Origin of the sequence: Enterobacter sp. AC1 (assembly GCF_050434705.1) — a bacterium.
In the GTDB taxonomy this organism is placed as follows: Bacteria; Pseudomonadota; Gammaproteobacteria; order Enterobacterales; family Enterobacteriaceae; genus Enterobacter; species Enterobacter cloacae_L.
The window spans coordinates 586,771-602,784 of sequence record NZ_JBNDIZ010000002.1 but is presented as its reverse complement, the minus strand read 5'-3'; the positions used below and the strand labels follow the sequence as shown (position 1 = coordinate 602,784).

At 56.9% G+C, this 16,014-nt stretch carries 18 protein-coding genes; 6 read left to right on the top strand and 12 right to left on the bottom strand.

What is annotated here, in order from left to right; translation table 11 throughout:
* Positions 1–254: 254 nt before the first annotated feature.
* Entirely contained in the window at positions 255–1,085 is an 831-nt protein-coding gene (locus tag M2433_RS07770; RefSeq protein ID WP_429053254.1) for an N-acetylmuramoyl-L-alanine amidase, read from the bottom strand.
* Positions 1,082–1,405, bottom strand: coding sequence for a heavy metal-binding domain-containing protein (locus M2433_RS07765; RefSeq protein ID WP_023310944.1), 324 nt, complete (start codon positions 1,403–1,405; stop codon positions 1,082–1,084). The genes M2433_RS07770 and M2433_RS07765 overlap by 4 nt, the downstream gene beginning before the upstream one ends.
* A gap of 97 nt (positions 1,406–1,502) precedes the next feature.
* Here M2433_RS07765 and M2433_RS07760 point away from each other — a divergent pair, with 97 nt between their 5' ends.
* The 6 genes from M2433_RS07760 (at position 1,503) to artJ (ending at position 6,029) form a co-directional block, all read left to right on the top strand.
* Positions 1,503–2,021: a lipoprotein gene (locus M2433_RS07760; RefSeq protein WP_264439002.1), complete on the top strand. Its 519-nt coding sequence runs from the start codon at positions 1,503–1,505 to the stop codon at positions 2,019–2,021.
* Positions 2,022–2,247: 226 nt separating this feature from the next.
* Positions 2,248–2,976, top strand: a complete 729-nt coding sequence (gene artP / locus M2433_RS07755; protein ID WP_008500030.1) for an arginine ABC transporter ATP-binding protein ArtP — start codon at positions 2,248–2,250, stop codon at positions 2,974–2,976.
* A 19-nt stretch (positions 2,977–2,995) separates the two neighbouring features.
* On the top strand, positions 2,996–3,727 hold the full coding sequence (artI, locus tag M2433_RS07750) for an arginine ABC transporter substrate-binding protein ArtI (RefSeq protein WP_429053255.1): 732 nt from the start codon (positions 2,996–2,998) through the stop codon (positions 3,725–3,727).
* Between the two features lie 6 nt (positions 3,728–3,733).
* A complete protein-coding gene (gene artQ / locus M2433_RS07745) occupies positions 3,734–4,450 on the top strand; it encodes an arginine ABC transporter permease ArtQ (protein ID WP_025756069.1) in 717 nt (238 codons plus the stop codon).
* On the top strand, positions 4,450–5,118 hold the full coding sequence (gene artM / locus M2433_RS07740; protein WP_059310672.1) for an arginine ABC transporter permease ArtM: 669 nt from the start codon (positions 4,450–4,452) through the stop codon (positions 5,116–5,118). The genes artQ and artM overlap by 1 nt, the downstream gene beginning before the upstream one ends.
* A 179-nt stretch (positions 5,119–5,297) precedes the next feature.
* Complete coding sequence (artJ, locus tag M2433_RS07735; RefSeq protein WP_407213009.1) at positions 5,298–6,029, top strand: arginine ABC transporter substrate-binding protein ArtJ; 732 nt, start codon at positions 5,298–5,300, stop codon at positions 6,027–6,029.
* Positions 6,030–6,115: 86 nt separating this feature from the next.
* Here the strand turns inward: artJ and M2433_RS07730 are convergent, their stop codons facing one another.
* The 10 genes from M2433_RS07730 to rimK all read right to left on the bottom strand — a co-directional run bounded on the left by M2433_RS07730 (position 6,116) and on the right by rimK (position 16,003).
* A complete protein-coding gene (locus tag M2433_RS07730) occupies positions 6,116–7,585 on the bottom strand; it encodes a sensor histidine kinase (protein ID WP_429053256.1) in 1,470 nt (489 codons plus the stop codon).
* A complete protein-coding gene (locus M2433_RS07725) occupies positions 7,569–8,276 on the bottom strand; it encodes a response regulator transcription factor (RefSeq protein WP_059310675.1) in 708 nt (235 codons plus the stop codon). Before M2433_RS07725 ends, M2433_RS07730 begins: the two co-directional genes overlap by 17 nt.
* Before the next feature lie 71 nt (positions 8,277–8,347).
* Positions 8,348–9,475: a 23S rRNA (uracil(747)-C(5))-methyltransferase RlmC gene (gene rlmC / locus M2433_RS07720; protein ID WP_429053257.1), complete on the bottom strand. Its 1,128-nt coding sequence runs from the start codon at positions 9,473–9,475 to the stop codon at positions 8,348–8,350.
* Positions 9,476–9,515: 40 nt separating this feature from the next.
* A complete protein-coding gene (locus M2433_RS07715) occupies positions 9,516–9,989 on the bottom strand; it encodes a YbjO family protein (protein ID WP_416719467.1) in 474 nt (157 codons plus the stop codon).
* Positions 9,990–10,054: 65 nt separating this feature from the next.
* A complete protein-coding gene (gene potI, locus M2433_RS07710; RefSeq protein WP_429053258.1) occupies positions 10,055–10,900 on the bottom strand; it encodes a putrescine ABC transporter permease PotI in 846 nt (281 codons plus the stop codon).
* Complete coding sequence (gene potH / locus M2433_RS07705) at positions 10,897–11,850, bottom strand: putrescine ABC transporter permease PotH (RefSeq protein ID WP_429053259.1); 954 nt, start codon at positions 11,848–11,850, stop codon at positions 10,897–10,899. Before potH ends, potI begins: the two co-directional genes overlap by 4 nt.
* 10 nt (positions 11,851–11,860) lie before the next feature.
* Positions 11,861–12,994, bottom strand: coding sequence for a putrescine ABC transporter ATP-binding subunit PotG (gene potG, locus M2433_RS07700; RefSeq protein WP_048339039.1), 1,134 nt, complete (start codon positions 12,992–12,994; stop codon positions 11,861–11,863).
* A 102-nt stretch (positions 12,995–13,096) separates the two neighbouring features.
* Positions 13,097–14,209 carry a spermidine/putrescine ABC transporter substrate-binding protein PotF gene (potF, locus tag M2433_RS07695; RefSeq protein ID WP_047346966.1) on the bottom strand — a complete coding sequence of 371 codons (1,113 nt, stop codon included), beginning with the start codon at positions 14,207–14,209 and terminating at the stop codon, positions 13,097–13,099.
* A 351-nt stretch (positions 14,210–14,560) separates the two neighbouring features.
* Entirely contained in the window at positions 14,561–15,037 is a 477-nt protein-coding gene (locus M2433_RS07690; protein ID WP_003858385.1) for a YbjN domain-containing protein, read from the bottom strand.
* 63 nt (positions 15,038–15,100) lie between these two features.
* Entirely contained in the window at positions 15,101–16,003 is a 903-nt protein-coding gene (gene rimK, locus M2433_RS07685; RefSeq protein WP_429053260.1) for a 30S ribosomal protein S6--L-glutamate ligase, read from the bottom strand.
* Positions 16,004–16,014 lie beyond the last annotated feature (11 nt).

Below are 16,014 nucleotides of genomic sequence, written 5' to 3'. Positions count from 1 at the left end.
CTAATTAAGATGTTTAAAGAAGAAAGCTTTCGACAAATATTGATGTTGCCGTACAGTTAATTTTGTATTCTTTTAAAATTAAAAAAAACCAAACCAGCGCTGGTTTTTTTAATTGATTCATGTCGTGAATCGATGAGTCCATCTTAATTGAGGGCGATTTTAAATCAATTAACTTAAAATGAATTGAGAATGTACTTAAGATTAATCTGAAGCGCATGAATAGCTAATCTTTCGTTTCGGGGCATTCCGAAGAATTACCCCTGCCCGTATTTCTCTAAAAGTGCTTCGGCAATGGCCATCGTTTCTACATCAGCAACGCCGTTCCACAGCTGCGGCCTGAAGTGCATCTGGAATGCCATAATGATGCGCTTCTGCTGGGCGGCAGTGCTGTTGTCGGGCACCTCGTAACCATATCGCGCGAGTAAATCCAGCAGCGCTGCGGTGTCCACCGGCTGCCAGGGCGGTCGCCCGTTAATATAGAACGCGACGCGTCCGGCGTCGGGCCAGGCGCCAATGCCCTGCTGCGCCAGCTCGCGCCAGGGGAACAGCGGGCCGGGATCGTCTTTGCGCTGCGGCGCAATGTCCGCATGGGCCACCACGTTCTCAGGTTTGATGCTGTAGCGGGCGATAATCTCTTTGGCGAGCGGCACCAGCGCCGCGATTTGCGCAGGTTCAAACGGCGTAAAATGCTTCACCCCGGCCGTTTTCTGCCAGCCCCGGTTCTCCAGCTCAATACCCACCGACGTATCGTTAATCCGGTTGGTACCGCGCCAGAAGCTGATCCCCGCATGCCAGGCCAGTTCGCTTTCAGGCACCAGCTGCCAGATGCGCGGCTTACCGTCCGGTGCGGGAGGGTTGGCAGGGATCAAATAGTGAGAGCTGACGTTTTTATCCGTCAGGGTGGCCAGCGAGCTGTCAAAATCGTCCGCGGTGTAGTGGATAACCAGCACCTTTATGCGCGGGTAAGCCGCCTGCGCCTGATAACGCGTGTCCAGCTCGTAGGCACCTTTATCGATAATCCCTTTTTCCGTGACGCACCCTGCCAGCATCAGCGCCAGCAGGAGCGTGGCAAACGCACGTCTCATCGGAGGGTTTTCACCGCCGTACCGCTTACGCTCACCATCAACATGCTGGCATCTTTCCCGACCGTTTCGTAGTCGATATCGATACCCACGACCGCATCAGCGCCGAGGGCTTCCGCCTGCTCGCCGAGCTCCTTGAAGGCAATCTCGCGCGCTTTGCGCAGCTCTTTTTCGTACGCGCCGGAGCGGCCGCCAACGATATCGCGGATACCGGCAAAAAAGTCACGGAAGATGTTGGCGCCGAGAATCGCTTCACCGGTAACCACGCCGCAGTACTCGGTGATGGTCTGCCCTTCCAGGGTTGGCGTTGTTGAAAACTGCATGGTTTCTCTCCTTCTTTAGCGTTCAATGCCTTAGGCACAGCATTATCGGTTCGTTACGCTATGATTGAAAGGATAGTTAATAAATAAGGAAATCAACATGCGCTATTCTGCTTTAACACTTTTCGTGCCCTGCGCGCTGGTGCTCAGCGCCTGTACCACCACGGTCACGCCAGCCTTTAAGGATATCGGTACCCGCAGCGGCCCCTGCATTGAGGGCGGCCCGGACGCCGTGGCGCAGCAGTTCTATGATTATCGCATTCAGCACCGCAGCAACGATCTCACCGGCCTTCGCCCCTATCTGAGCGATGGGCTGGCAAAACTGCTTAACGACGCCACCCGCGATCCGCAGCACAACGCGCTGCTGAAATCCGACCCGTTCTCCAGCCGTACCACGCTGCCAGACAGCGCAGAAGTGGCCAGCGCGTCAACCATCCCGAACACGGATGCCCGCAATATTCCGCTGCGCGTGAAGCTGACGCAGGGTACCCAAACCTGGCAGGATGAAGTGCTGATGATCCGCGAAGGTCAATGCTGGGCGGTGGACGATGTGCGCTACGTTGGCGGCAGCGTTCACGCCCCGGCAGGCACGCTTCGCCAGTCGATTGAGAATCGCTAAACCCGCCGGTACCACGCGGTTACCCCCGTAAAATGTGCGGCATTTCTTGCGGAATGCCGACATTTATACTCGCCGACCTTTCCGTTCGCTATTTTGTGCTATGTTTAAGTAGAAACACGGGTTATATTTAACTTTTAACGCAGAAATATTGCATAACTATTCTGTCAACGGTACTATCTGCGGCCTCAATTGCTATAGATTGCCTGGATGAGTAAAGACTGCCCCGATGAGTATTAAACTAAACGGCATTAACTGCTTCTACGGCGCACACCAGGCGCTGTTTGACATCACGCTGAACTGCCCGGAAGGCGAAACGCTGGTTTTGCTTGGCCCAAGCGGTGCAGGCAAAAGCTCCCTTCTGCGCGTCCTTAATCTGCTTGAAATGCCCCGTTCAGGTACGCTGGCGATTGCCGGTAACCACTTTGATTTTGCGAAAACGCCCTCTGATAAAGCGATTCGCGAACTGCGTCAAAACGTCGGCATGGTCTTCCAGCAATACAATCTCTGGCCGCATCTGACCGTACTGCAAAACCTGATTGAAGCCCCGTGCCGCGTGCTGGGGTTAAGCAAGGATCAGGCGATAGCGCGTGCTGAAAAGCTGCTGGAGCGTCTGCGCCTGAAGCCCTACAGCGACCGCTATCCGCTGCACCTTTCCGGCGGTCAGCAGCAGCGTGTGGCGATTGCCCGCGCGCTGATGATGGAGCCTGCGGTACTGCTGTTTGATGAGCCGACGGCCGCGCTGGACCCGGAAATCACCGCCCAGATCGTCAGCATCATTCGCGAGCTGGCGGAAACCAATATTACGCAGGTTATCGTCACCCACGAGGTGGAAGTGGCGCGTAAAACCGCCAGCCGCGTGGTGTACATGGAAAACGGCTATATCGTTGAGCAAGGTGATGCGAGCTGCTTCGCGAATCCGCAAACGGATGCCTTCAAAAACTATTTATCTCATTGATTGTGTCAGGGGAAATATAATGAAAAAAGTATTACTTGCCGTGCTGCTTGCTGGCGTTACCCTTTCCGCTACCGCAGCCCAGACCATTCGTTTCGCCACGGAAGCGTCTTACCCTCCGTTTGAGTCTATTGATGCAAACAACAAAATTGTTGGCTTCGACGTGGACCTGGCTAACGCCCTGTGTAAAGAGATCGACGCGACCTGCACCTTCAGCAACCAGGCGTTCGACAGCCTGATCCCAAGCCTGAAGTTCCGCCGCATCGACGCCGTGATGGCCGGTATGGACATCACCCCCGAGCGTGAAAAGCAGGTGCTGTTTACTACCCCTTACTACGACAACTCCGCCCTGTTCATTGGTCACAAAGGTAAATTCACCTCTGTCGATCAGCTGAAAGGCAAAAAAGTCGGCGTGCAGAACGGCACCACGCACCAGAAATTCATCATGGATAAGCATCCGGAAATCACCACCGTTCCGTATGACAGCTATCAGAACGCGAAGCTGGATCTGCAGAACGGCCGTATCGATGGCGTATTCGGTGATACTGCTGTCGTGACCGAGTGGCTGAAAGCGAACGACAAGCTGGCGCCAGTGGGCGACAAAGTGACCGATAAGGATTACTTCGGTACCGGTCTGGGGATTGCCGTTCGTCAGGGCAACACTGAGCTGCAGCAGAAATTCAACGCTGCGCTGGAAAAAGTGAAGAAAGACGGCACCTACGAAACCATCTACAAAAAATGGTTCCAGAAGTAATTCCTGATGAATGAAATTTTTCCTTTAGCAAGTGCCGCCGGGATGACCGTCGGCCTTGCCGTTTGCGCACTGATTATCGGCCTCGTGCTGGCGATGTTCTTTGCGGTGTGGGAATCAGCAAAATGGTTCCCCGTCGCCTGGACAGGCTCCGCGCTGGTCACCGTGCTGCGTGGGCTACCGGAAATTCTGGTGGTCCTGTTTATCTATTTCGGCTCCTCTCAGCTGCTGCTCACGCTGTCTGATGGCTTTACCCTCAATCTCGGTTTTGCGCAGATCCCGGTGCAAATGCAGATTGAAAACTTCGACGTCAGTCCGTTCCTGTGCGGCGTGATTGCCCTCTCCCTGCTCTATTCCGCGTACGCGTCGCAAACCCTGCGCGGTGCGCTGAAGGCCGTACCGCAGGGGCAGTGGGAGTCAGGTCAGGCGTTAGGTTTGTCGAAATCAGCGATTTTCTTCCGTCTGGTGATGCCGCAGATGTGGCGCCATGCCCTGCCGGGCCTCGGCAACCAGTGGCTGGTGCTGCTGAAAGATACCGCGCTGGTGAGCCTGATAAGCGTTAACGATTTGATGCTGCAAACCAAAAGCATCGCCACCCGTACTCAGGAACCCTTTACCTGGTACATTGTGGCGGCAGCTATCTACCTGGTGATCACGTTGCTCAGTCAGTACATCCTCAAGCGTATTGACCTGCGAGCGACGCGCTTTGAACGGAGACCAGGCTGATGCTTGAATATTTTCCCGAGCTGATGAAAGGGCTGCATACCAGCCTCACGCTGACCGTGGCGTCCATTATCGTGGCCCTGATCCTGGCGCTTATTTTCACCATCATCCTGACGCTGAAAACGCCGGTTCTGGTGTGGATTGTGCGCGCTTACATCACCCTGTTTACCGGTACGCCGCTGCTGGTGCAGATCTTCCTGATTTACTACGGCCCGGGGCAGTTCCCGTCGCTGCAGGCGTATCCGGTTATCTGGCATCTGCTCTCTGAGCCGTGGCTGTGTGCCCTGATTGCCCTTTCGCTGAACAGTGCGGCCTATACCACCCAGCTGTTCTACGGGGCGATTCGCGCCATCCCTGAAGGGCAGTGGCAGTCCTGCGGGGCGCTGGGCATGAGCAAGAAAGACACGCTGGCGATCCTGCTGCCGTACGCCTTTAAGCGCGCCCTCTCCTCCTACTCCAACGAAGTGGTGCTGGTGTTCAAGAGTACGTCTCTGGCCTACACCATCACCCTGATGGAAGTGATGGGGCACGGACAGCTGCTGTATGGACGCACCTATGACGTGATGGTGTTCGGCGCGGCGGGTGTGGTCTACCTGGTGGTTAACGGCCTGTTGACGCTGATGATGCGCCTGATCGAGCGTAAAGCGCTGGCGTTTGAGCGCAGAAATTAACCAGGAAAGTGCATAAATCTGTATAGCAAAGGCGGGTAACCTGATGGGTTATCCGCTTTTTTTTGTGTTAGATACAATATTTAATCATATTTATTGCATATAAATTCATTAACTGGCATTGTACATCCATGCCGCAGACACGGCGCATAATGACAAGATAGACAGACGGGAGCATTACAATGAAAAAGTTAGTTCTGGCCGCATTACTGGCAACGTTCGCCGCTGGCGCATCCGCTGCGGATAAAATCAATTTTGGCGTTTCCGCCACCTATCCGCCGTTTGAATCACTGGACGCCAGCAACCAGATCGTCGGTTTCGATATCGATCTGGCGAAAGCGCTGTGCAAACAAATGCAGGCCGACTGCACCTTTACCAACCATGCTTTCGACAGCCTGATCCCGTCGCTGAAATTCAAAAAATACGATGCGGTGATCTCCGGGATGGACATCACGCCTGAGCGCAGCAAACAGGTTACGTTCACCGACCCGTACTACGCCAACTCGGCGGTGGTGATTGCGAAGAAAGGGGCTTATAAGTCCTTCGACGAGCTGAAAGGCAAACGCATCGGAATGGAAAACGGCACCACGCACCAGAAATACCTGCAGGACAAACATCCTGAAGTGAAAACCGTGGCCTATGACAGCTACCAGAACGCGATTATCGATCTGAAAAATGGCCGTATCGATGGCGTATTCGGCGACACCGCCGTGGTGAACGAGTGGCTGAAAACCAACCCTCAGCTGGGCACCGCCACGGAAAAAGTGACCGATCCACAATACTTCGGCACGGGTCTGGGTATCGCGGTACGTCCGGATAACAAAGCTCTGCTGGAAAAACTGAACGGCGCGCTGAAAGCGATTAAAGCCGACGGTACGTACCAGAAAATCAGCGAGCAGTGGTTCCCGCAGTAATGGTTTTTGCCGGATGACGGCTGCGCCTTACCCGGCCTACGGGGGGAGTTGTAGGCCGGGTAAGCGCAGCGCCACCCGGCACTCTCTCACAACGGCACGAAGAACCTGAATCGCGCCCCGCTCACCGACTCCATCAGCCTGATCCCGCCTCCGTGCAGCTCCAGCATCCTTTTCACAATCAGCAGCCCTAACCCGCCGCGATTCTCCCGCGAGGCCTGGGTCGTCAACGCCGACGGCCGCTGGAACAGATCGTCACGCAGCGCGGCATCAACGCCCGTTCCGCTGTCCGCGACTTCGACCTGCAGCTGTTGATTCTCCTGCCAGACCGCCAGGCGAATTTCCCCGCCGGTTGGCGTATGGCGCATCGCGTTATCCAGCAGATTAGTCACCACGCGCTCAATCATTGATACGTCGGCAAACACCTGCGGCAGCGGTCCCGGCACGTCGATATGCAGATTCACCTCGCGCGTGCGGGCGGTGAGCTCAAACTTCTGCGCCACGTCGGAAATCAGCTCTCCCATCGCGAAACGCTCGCGCTGCGGCTTAATACCGCCGTGCTCCAGGCGCGCCAGCTCAAACAGCTGCTGTGAAAGATGGCGTACCTTTTGCCCCTGCCGGAGCGCGGTAGCGAGATACTGCTGGTGCTCCTGCGGCGTCAGGGTCGCGGATTTTAGCGACAGGGTTTCCAGATAGCCGAGCAGCGAGGTGAGCGGCGTGCGAAGATCGTGCGAAATGTTAGCGATAAACTCCCGGCGCTGGCGATCGCTGTCGGCCAGCTGGTCCCACTGTTGGGTGATTTTACGTGCCAGCTCGATAAAGCTGTTGCGCAGGAGCGCCACTTCATCCTTTGCCGTCGCATCCGGCGTCTCTACGGCCAGCTGCCTGATTGCGCTCATGCTGTCCCGATCCAGCCCGGCGACCTCGACCGTCAGCTCTTTTACCGGGCGCGTGACCCAGTACCAGACCAGCAGGCCCGCCAGCAGGCCAAACAGCGCGACCCACAGCAGCGACCACAGCACCGTGCTCCACAGCGCCTTATGCCAGGCCATCTCCGCCAGCGCGTTCGACTCCTCGCCCTGCAAAATAATATACAGATAGCCTTTTAGCTCGCCGTCCTGCCGCAGCGGCGTGGCGCTAAAGACTTTTTTATTCTGGCTGCGCGGGTCGTCGCCCAATACCGGAATAGCGGTACCGCTCAGGAAAGTCTGAACCGGCGCCAGGTCGATTTTTTGCCGCTGAATGTGGCCCGGCGGTGCGGCATCGGCCAGGATATCGCCGTCCGGGGAGACGACGTACAGCTCAACGCTCGGATTAAAGGTCATCAGCCGGTCAAACAGCGGCTTGAGTGACGTTCGGTCGACCCTGCCCTGCGCGTCCAGAATCGGTTCGCGCTGGACTATCTGCTGCGCCAGCCCGCCCGACAGCCGCTGCACCATCGCGTTACCGTACTGCGTACTGCTGTAGAGCTGTACCGCGCAGGCAACGGTGGCGCAGAGCATCATCAGCAGGATAAACAGCAGCGTCAGCCGCTGGCTCAGACTAAAGCGGCGCATCATGGTGCGGCTCCGCAAATTTGTAGCCCTTGCCCCAGACGGTGCGAATAATCTCCGGCTCGGCGGCGTCCTTCTCAATCTTGATGCGCAGGCGGTTAATGTGGGTGTTAACGGTGTGCTCATAGCCTTCGTGCTGATAGCCCCAGACCTGCTCCAGCAGCGCTAACCGGGAAAACACCTCGCCGGGATGACGGGCAAAGAAGTAGAGCAGCTCGAATTCACGCGGCGTGAGATCCACCACCTGGCCGTGAAGCAGCACGCTGCGCGCCAGCGGATCGATGGTCAGACCGTGAGCCTGAATTTGACCGTCGGTTTGCGCCTGCCCCATCGCCTGCTGGCGGCGGAACAGCGCTTTGATGCGCGCAATCAATTCCTGCACCGAGAACGGCTTAGCCAGATAATCATCGGCGCCGGTTTCCAGCCCCGTAATGCGGTCGGTTTCGCTGCTGCGGGCGCTGATGATAATGACCGGCAGGTAGCGCGTCATCTGACGGATGCGGCGGCAAATCTCCAGACCGTCAACGTTGGGCAGCATCAGGTCGAGGATCACCGCATCCCACGGCTGTTTTTCAAGACGCTGCAGGGCGTTGCCCCCGTCGGGCTCGTGGGTGATGGCGTAGCCTTCATCTTCTAAATTGAGTCGCAGAAGCGCCGCGATATCGTGGTCGTCTTCCACCAGCAGGATCTGCTTCATGGGTAAGCCTTATTCATTTCTTATGACGTAAGCTTACCTGATTTCGCAGGGATGAAGAGTTCACATTTTGTTTAAGATTTTACGAGCAACGTCAGCACTTCATAATGCGCGGTATGCGGGAACATATCGAAAAGCTGAACGCGTTCAATGCGGTAGCCCGGCAGGCTGGCGATATCCTTCGCCATGGTCTGAGCGTTACAGCTGGAATAGATGATGTACTCTGGCGCCATCTGACTCAGATAGTCGCACAGCGCCTTTCCGATGCCGCGGCGCGGCGGGTTGACCAGCACCAGCTCCGGCACGTTGCCCTGGCCGGTCGCAAACTGGGTGGAGTCCAGCGCCTGGAAGTGCAGGTTCGTCAGACCCAGCTCGGCGGCGGACTGCCTGGCGCAGGCAATCGCTTCGGCGGAGATCTCAATCCCGGTGAGCTGCATTTCGGGCGTGGCGCAGTGCAGGCCAAAGCCGCCCACGCCGCAGAACAGGTCCCACATATGATCGATGCTCAGCCCGCGCACCCAGTCGCGGGCGGTAGCGTACAGGCTGCTAGCCACGGTTGGGTTAGTCTGGAAGAAGCTTTGCGGGCGGATCCACAGCGGCACGCCGTTGAAGTTTTCGGCCAGCGCGTGCTGTTCGGTGAAGAAGATCTCTTTCTCCCCTTCCATGATTGCCATATGCACCGGCTGAATGTTTGCGGTAATCACCTTCAGCTGAGGAAGCTGCTCCTGAAGCCACGGCAGCGCAGCGCGAAGCTGTTCCAGCTTGGTTTCGGAGCGCAGCACGAAGCGCAGCATCATGCCGCCGTCAATCTGGCTTTCGGTCAGGAGGAGATATTTCAACTCGCCGCGCCTGCGGGCGACGCTGTATGGCGTTAACCCTGCACGCGCAATAAACGGTTTGAGCGCGGCAAAGACGGGCTCAAAGGAGGCGGGATACAGCGGGCAGTCGGTTAAATCTTCCGGCGTGCCGTCGCGGTGCAGCATCCCCAGCAGCGGTTTCTCCACGCTGCCGCTGACCACCATCTTGGCTTTATTACGAAAGCCCTGCTCCGGGCCGCTGACGGGCGCGCACCACTCGCCCACCGCGTGAGCTGCCAGCAGCTGTTGCAGGTCGGCCATTTTGGCGGTGAGTTGTTGAGAGACCGGCTGTTCTATCCACTGACAGGAGCGGCAGCGTCCGGCGTCAAAGAGTGCGCACTGCATATGAAAACCTTAAGAATCACGAGGGCTGCGATTATACACATTATTGCAGACGGAAGAACCGCCGACTGGACGCCGGAACGAAGAGTAGGCAGAGCACCAGCATGTCCGGAAGCTTTTGCATCACCAGCGACTGGAAAATTTCCCGCCGGGAACCGCCGGGAATGCTAAACAGTTCAGGATATCCGTAGCCCAGCGATGCCGCCCACAAATAACCCGCAGCAATGATTTGCGTCAGCAGATAGATCCAGCGCGCCCAGTTGCGCCCTTTGACCAGCGAGAATGCACAGTAGATTTCAATAAACACCAGCACCAGGCTGCTCAGAAAAACCAGCGTCAGATTCCACGTCTGTACGCTGCGGTGAATGAATTCACCGATGCCGCGGGCGCCTAAAGTGTTCAGAATCATCAGCACGTCCAGACAGCGGATCATAATAATGGCGAGCGCCGCCACCTGCACCAGCGCAGGAACGTTTGGACGAGCATGCGTATGACGTGTTTTTTGAAAGAATCCCAATGTTTTACTTCCCTGAAAAACAGTGCCGCGTCATGCGCGGCACTTCACTGGAAATTTTAAATGCTTCAGCCGCGTCTTGCACGCTGGATATCACGTACCCGCTGCTTTTCCGCGCGCGCCATCAAATACCAGGCGAAAAATCCGACAATTCCGACCACGCCGAGGATGATAGAGGCCAGGGCGTTAATCTCCGGGTTCACCCCCATGCGCACGCTGGAGAAGACCAGCATCGGCAGCGTTGTCGCCCCCGGACCGGAGACAAAGCTGGCGATAACCAGATCGTCGAGCGACAGGGTAAACGCCAGCAGCCAGCCGGAGATCACCGCAGGCATAATCATCGGCAGCGTGATGATGAAGAAGACCTTCAGCGGCGTCGCGCCGAGATCCATCGCCGCCTCTTCAATGGAGCGATCCAGCTCGCGCAGGCGCGAGGAGATCACCACCGCCACGTAGGCGGTACAGAAGGTGACGTGGGCCAGCCAGATGGTGAGCATGCCGCGATCCGCCGGCCAGCCGATGGCGTGCGCCAGGGCAACGAACAGCAGCAGCAGCGACAGGCCGGTGATCACATCCGGCATCACCAGCGGCGCGGTGATCATAAAGGCAAAGCCGTTCGAACCGCGAAAACGCCCGAAGCGCACCATCACCAGCGCAGCGATGGTGCCCAGAACACAGGCCATCGTGGCCGCCAGGGCGGCAATGGTCAGGCTCAGCCCCACCGCGCTCATCATCGCGTCGTCGTGGAATAGCTCGCTGTACCAGCGCGTCGACCAGCCCGCCCAGACCGTCACCAGCTTGGAGCTGTTGAAAGAGTAGATCACCAGCATCAGCATCGGCGCATACAGGAAGGTAAAGCCGATCACGAGGATCGCAATTCGCCACGGGGAGCGCACTACCGGTAAGTTGTTCATCCGTGATCTCCCATCTGTTTCTGCTGATGCTTGTGGAACCACATGATCGGCACGATCAGCAGCAGCAGCATGACAATCGCCACCGCCGACGCCACCGGCCAGTCGCGGTTATTGAAGAACTCCTGCCACAGCACGCGGCCAATCATGATGCTGTCCGGCCCGCCGAGCAGTTCCGGGATCACAAACTCCCCCACCGCCGGAATAAAGACCAGCATTGATCCGGCGATAATGCCGCCTTTGGTCAGCGGGACAATGACGCTGAAGAAGGTTTTTAACGGACGGGCCCCGAGATCGAGCGACGCTTCCACCAGCGAGTAATCAATACGCGTTAGCGCCGTGTAGATCGGCAGCACCATAAACGGCAGATAGGCGTATACAATGCCGATATAGACCGCGAGGTTGGTGTGCAGGATGGTCAACGGCTGGTCGATCACCCCGAGCCACATCAGAAAGTTATTCAGTATGCCGTTGTTTTTCAGGATCCCCATCCACGCGTAAACGCGGATCAGGAACGAGGTCCACGACGGCAGGATCACCAGCAGCAGCAGGATGTTCCGCGTCGACGGCTTACTGTGCGCCACGGCCCACGCCAGTGGATACCCCATCGCCAGGCAGCAGAGCGTCGAGATCGCCGCCACCTGCAGCGACTGCAGATACGCTTCGAAATAGAGCGGGTCGTCCGTCAGCTGCAGGAAGTTGCCGAGATTAAGGGTCAGCGTCAGCTGCCCGTCGGCCCAGTCCAGCAGGTTGGTATACGGCGGGATTGCCCGCGCCATTTCCGCCAGGCTGATCTTGAAAACAATCAGGAACGGCAGCAGGAACAGCAGGATCAGCCAGATATACGGCATGGCGATCACCAGCTTGCGGCCGTGGTTCATCTGCATGCGCGTCAGCCAGCTGGCAACGCCGCCCGGTTTACCTGCGCGGGCTGGAGGTTCAAGTGTACTCATTGGCCGCTCCTTATACCGTCAGCACAACGCAACTGTCAGCATCCCAGCACAGGCGCACTTCGTCGCCCCATGTCGGCTGGCCCTTGCGATAGCGATGTTCGTTCTGTAGCTGCGCGCTGAGCATCTGCCCGCTTTTCAGGCGAACGTGGTAGATGGACAGATCGCCCAGATAGGCAATGTGGACAACTTCGCCCACGGCAAAGTTGTAGCCATCGGCAGGCGGATCGTCACACAGCATGATCTTCTCTGGACGCAGCGCCACGTAGACCGGCACGTTATCCACCACGGAGTTATCCGGATCGACCTTCAGCGGATGCTGCAGCCCCGGCGATTCGATGACCAGACCATCCTCCTGACGATCTTTCAGCAGCCCTTCAAAGACGTTAACCGAGCCGATGAACTCCGCGCTGTAGCGGGTGGTCGGGTGCTCATAAATCTCCTCCGGCTCGCCGATCTGCACGAACTTGCCGCGGTTCATGATCGCGATTCGTCCGGCCATGGTCATCGCTTCTTCCTGATCGTGGGTGACCATCACGCAGGTCACGCCCACGCGCTCGAGGATATCCACCACTTCGAGCTGCATGCGGTCGCGCAGTTTTTTATCCAGCGCGCCCATCGGTTCGTCGAGCAGCAATAATTTCGGACGTTTTGCAAGACTGCGGGCCAGCGCCACGCGCTGACGCTGGCCGCCAGAGAGCTGGTGCGGCTTACGCTTCGCGAACTCCTGCATGTGCACCAGGCTCAGCATTTCGGCCACGCGCGCGGTAATTTCGGCCTTCGGCAGCTTGTCCTGCTTCAGTCCAAAGGCGATGTTCTGCTCCACCGTCATGTGCGGGAACAGCGCGTAGGACTGGAACATCATGTTAATGGGGCGCTGATACGGCGGCACGCTGGAGAGATCCACGCCATCAAGCATAATCTGCCCGGCCGTGGGCTGTTCAAAACCGGCCAGCATGCGCAGCAGGGTCGATTTACCGCAGCCAGATGCCCCAAGAAGGGCAAAAATTTCGCCTTTGTAGATAGTCAGGCTGACGTCGTCCACGGCATGCTGGCCATCAAAAGATTTGGTGAGGTTACGAATTTCAAGCAGCGGGGTCAGCGCTTTACGGACTTTCGCCTGCGGGCGGGGGATCGCGTCATTCACGGGGTGTTCTCCGGTAGAGATCAAAACTGGTGCAGGCGCACCAGAACGGTGCGCCTGTTGCCGGGGTCGCTAACGCTTGCCCGGCCTACGACTCACGGTAACTTATTTACCGCTCTTCACCTTGGTCCACGCGCGGGTACGCACGCGGTCAATTTTGGGATCCTGAACTTTCAGGGTGAACAGCTTGGCAAACACGTCTGCCGGTGGATAAATCGCCGGGTTATTGCGGATCTCTTCGCTCACCAGCGGCACCGAGGCCTTGTTACCGTTCGCGTAGTAAACGTGGTCGCTGATGTGGGCAATCACGTCCGGACGCATCAGATAGTTGAGGAACTGATAGGCTTCGTCTTTGTTCTTCGCATCAGCAGGCATCGCGAAGACGTCGAAGAACGCCAGCGCTCCCTCTTTTGGAATGAAGTAAGAGACGTTCACGCCGTTTTTCGCCTCTTTCGCGCGGTTAGCCGCCTGCCACACGTCACCTGCCCAGCCGATTGCAACGCAGATGTCGCCGTTTGCCAGGTCGTTGATGTACTGTGAAGAGTGGAAATAGCGAATATTTGGACGCAGCTTCAGCAGCAGATCGGTCGCCGGGCCGGTGTAGTCATCGGCCTTGCTGCTGTTCGGATCTTTGCCCAGGTAGTTCAGCACGGTGGCGAAAATCTCCTCCGGCGCATCGAGGAAAGAGACGCCGCAGCTTTTCAGCTTCGCAAGGTTTTCCGGCTTCAGCACCACGTCCCAGCTGTCCAGCTTGACGTCCGGACCCAGCGCCGCTTTCACTTTGTCGACGTTAAAGCCGATACCGGTGGTCGCCCACAGATAAGGCATCGCGTATTTGTTGTCCGGGTCGTGCTTGGCCACCAGCTTCAGAACTTCGGGATCGAGATTTTTCCAGTTCGGTAACTTGCTCTTGTCCAGAGGCTGGAAAACGCCTGCCGTCAGCTGACGCTCGAGGAAGCTTGCGGAAGGCACCACGAGGTCAAACCCGGTGCTGCCCGCCATCAGTTTTCCTTCCAGCACTTCGTTGGAGTCGAAAACGTCGTAGACCACTTTAATGCCGGTCTCTTTTTCAAAATTCGCGACCGTGTCCGGCGCAATATAGTCAGACCAGTTGTAAACGTGCAGCGTTTTTTGTTCCGCAGCGAGCGTGCCGGCAGAGACGGCCATCAGAGCACCCGCAACCAGACCCGATAACCATTTTTTATTCAAGGCGATCATATCGTTATTCCTTCTGAAAGCTCGTTAACAAACGAACTAAAACTGTGCAATCTGAAGATATGCAATAATCATGCATAGTTTGTCGCTCTGCCCGAAATAAAAAGAAAGCTCTTTACCCGGCAGCTTCCGCTCGCTTTTTTAAGCATCGCAAGAATAACTGTAGCCCGTGTCTCCGGCTATAGCCCGGCCGAAAAAACGCCTTTTATCAATTTTTTATGCAGGTAATGTCTACGTGATAAGCCGAAACGGCCTTCAGGGAGGTGAAAAATTCTTTAAAGGAAGGTTAAAGGCAGCAGAAAAAATGGCCTTCTGCAGCCGCTATGGCAGCGACTGCGCAAAAGTCAGACAGGCTTAGTGAAGAAAATTGGGAGATGCATCATTATTCTCTGCATCATCTTCTGCGCTATACAGCAGATGATGCGCGTTGGCTTCCATCATAACCATCGAAATTTGCTCTTCGCTCAAGCGCATAAACCAGGCGAACTGCTTGAACGACAGCCCTGCCCCGGAGAATAAAGACTGGCAAACGACCAGTTTTGGCAGATTATCATCCTGTATGTCGAGAAATGCTTTCACCGTCAAAGAACTGGCGTTGATCGCTGACAGGTCGGAGGCCAGCGCCAGCAGCGCCGACGGCTTCACTTCGGCCAGCGCGGAGAAAAGGATCACGTCGTTAATGAGATCGATTTTGGCATCAAAAATACCGTCGAAATTCTGCATATGAGGCAGATGCAGCGCCTGGCAGGAATCACATTCAAAGAACGTAATACCGGCATCATCGAGCCATTGACGTAACGTATCCAGTGTTGGTACGACCTGTAAATCCATCGCTGTGCAGCCTCTCTAGTAAAAACTTTGCATAGGGTACTTAAAAAGTGCGCTGTAATCCATTTAACCACCCGTTTTAAGACAGTAACCCGGGGTGGCATGACGCTCGATCCATGCGATCATTTTACCCGCGATATCGACCCCGGTGGTTTTTTCCACGCCTTCCAGCCCCGGCGAGGCATTTACCTCCATGACCAGCGGCCCGCGCGTCGCCCTCAGAAGGTCTACGCCCGCCACGTCCAGCCCCAGCGTTTGCGCCGCTTTTACGGCAATCTCCCGCTCCCGATCGCTGATACTGGCGACCCGCGCCACGCCGCCGCGGTGAAGGTTGGAGCGGAAGTCGCCCTCTTTTGCCTGGCGCTCAATGGCCGCCACCACTTCGTTACCGACCACGAAGCAGCGAATGTCGCATCCTTTCGCCTCTTCGATGTACTCCTGCACCAGAATATGGGCATTCAGCCCCCGGAAGGCATCAATCACGCTTTCCGCCGCCTGCCGCGTTTCCGCCAGCACCACGCCAATGCCCTGCGTGCCTTCCACCAGTTTGATCACTAACGGTGCCCCGCCCACCATGTCGATGAGATCGCTGGTGTCGTCCGGCGAATGGGCAATCCCCGTGACGGGGAGATCGATCCCCTGACGGGCCAGCAGCTGCAGCGAGCGCAGCTTGTCGCGGGCGCGGGAAATGGCGACGGACTCATTGAGCGGATAGCTGCCCAGCATTTCAAACTGGCGCAGCGCGGCGGTGCCGTAATAGGTTATCTGCGAGCCGATGCGGGGGATCACCGCATCAAAGTGCGGCAGCTTGCGGCCTTTGTAGTGGATCGACGAGGCGGCCGGGTCGATGTTCATATAGCAGGACATCGGGTCGAGGATCTCAACCTGATGCCCGCGTTTCGCCGCCGCTTCTCGCAGGCGCTTACATGAATAGAGCGTTCCATCCCGGGACAATATGGCAATTTTCACCCTGCACCTCG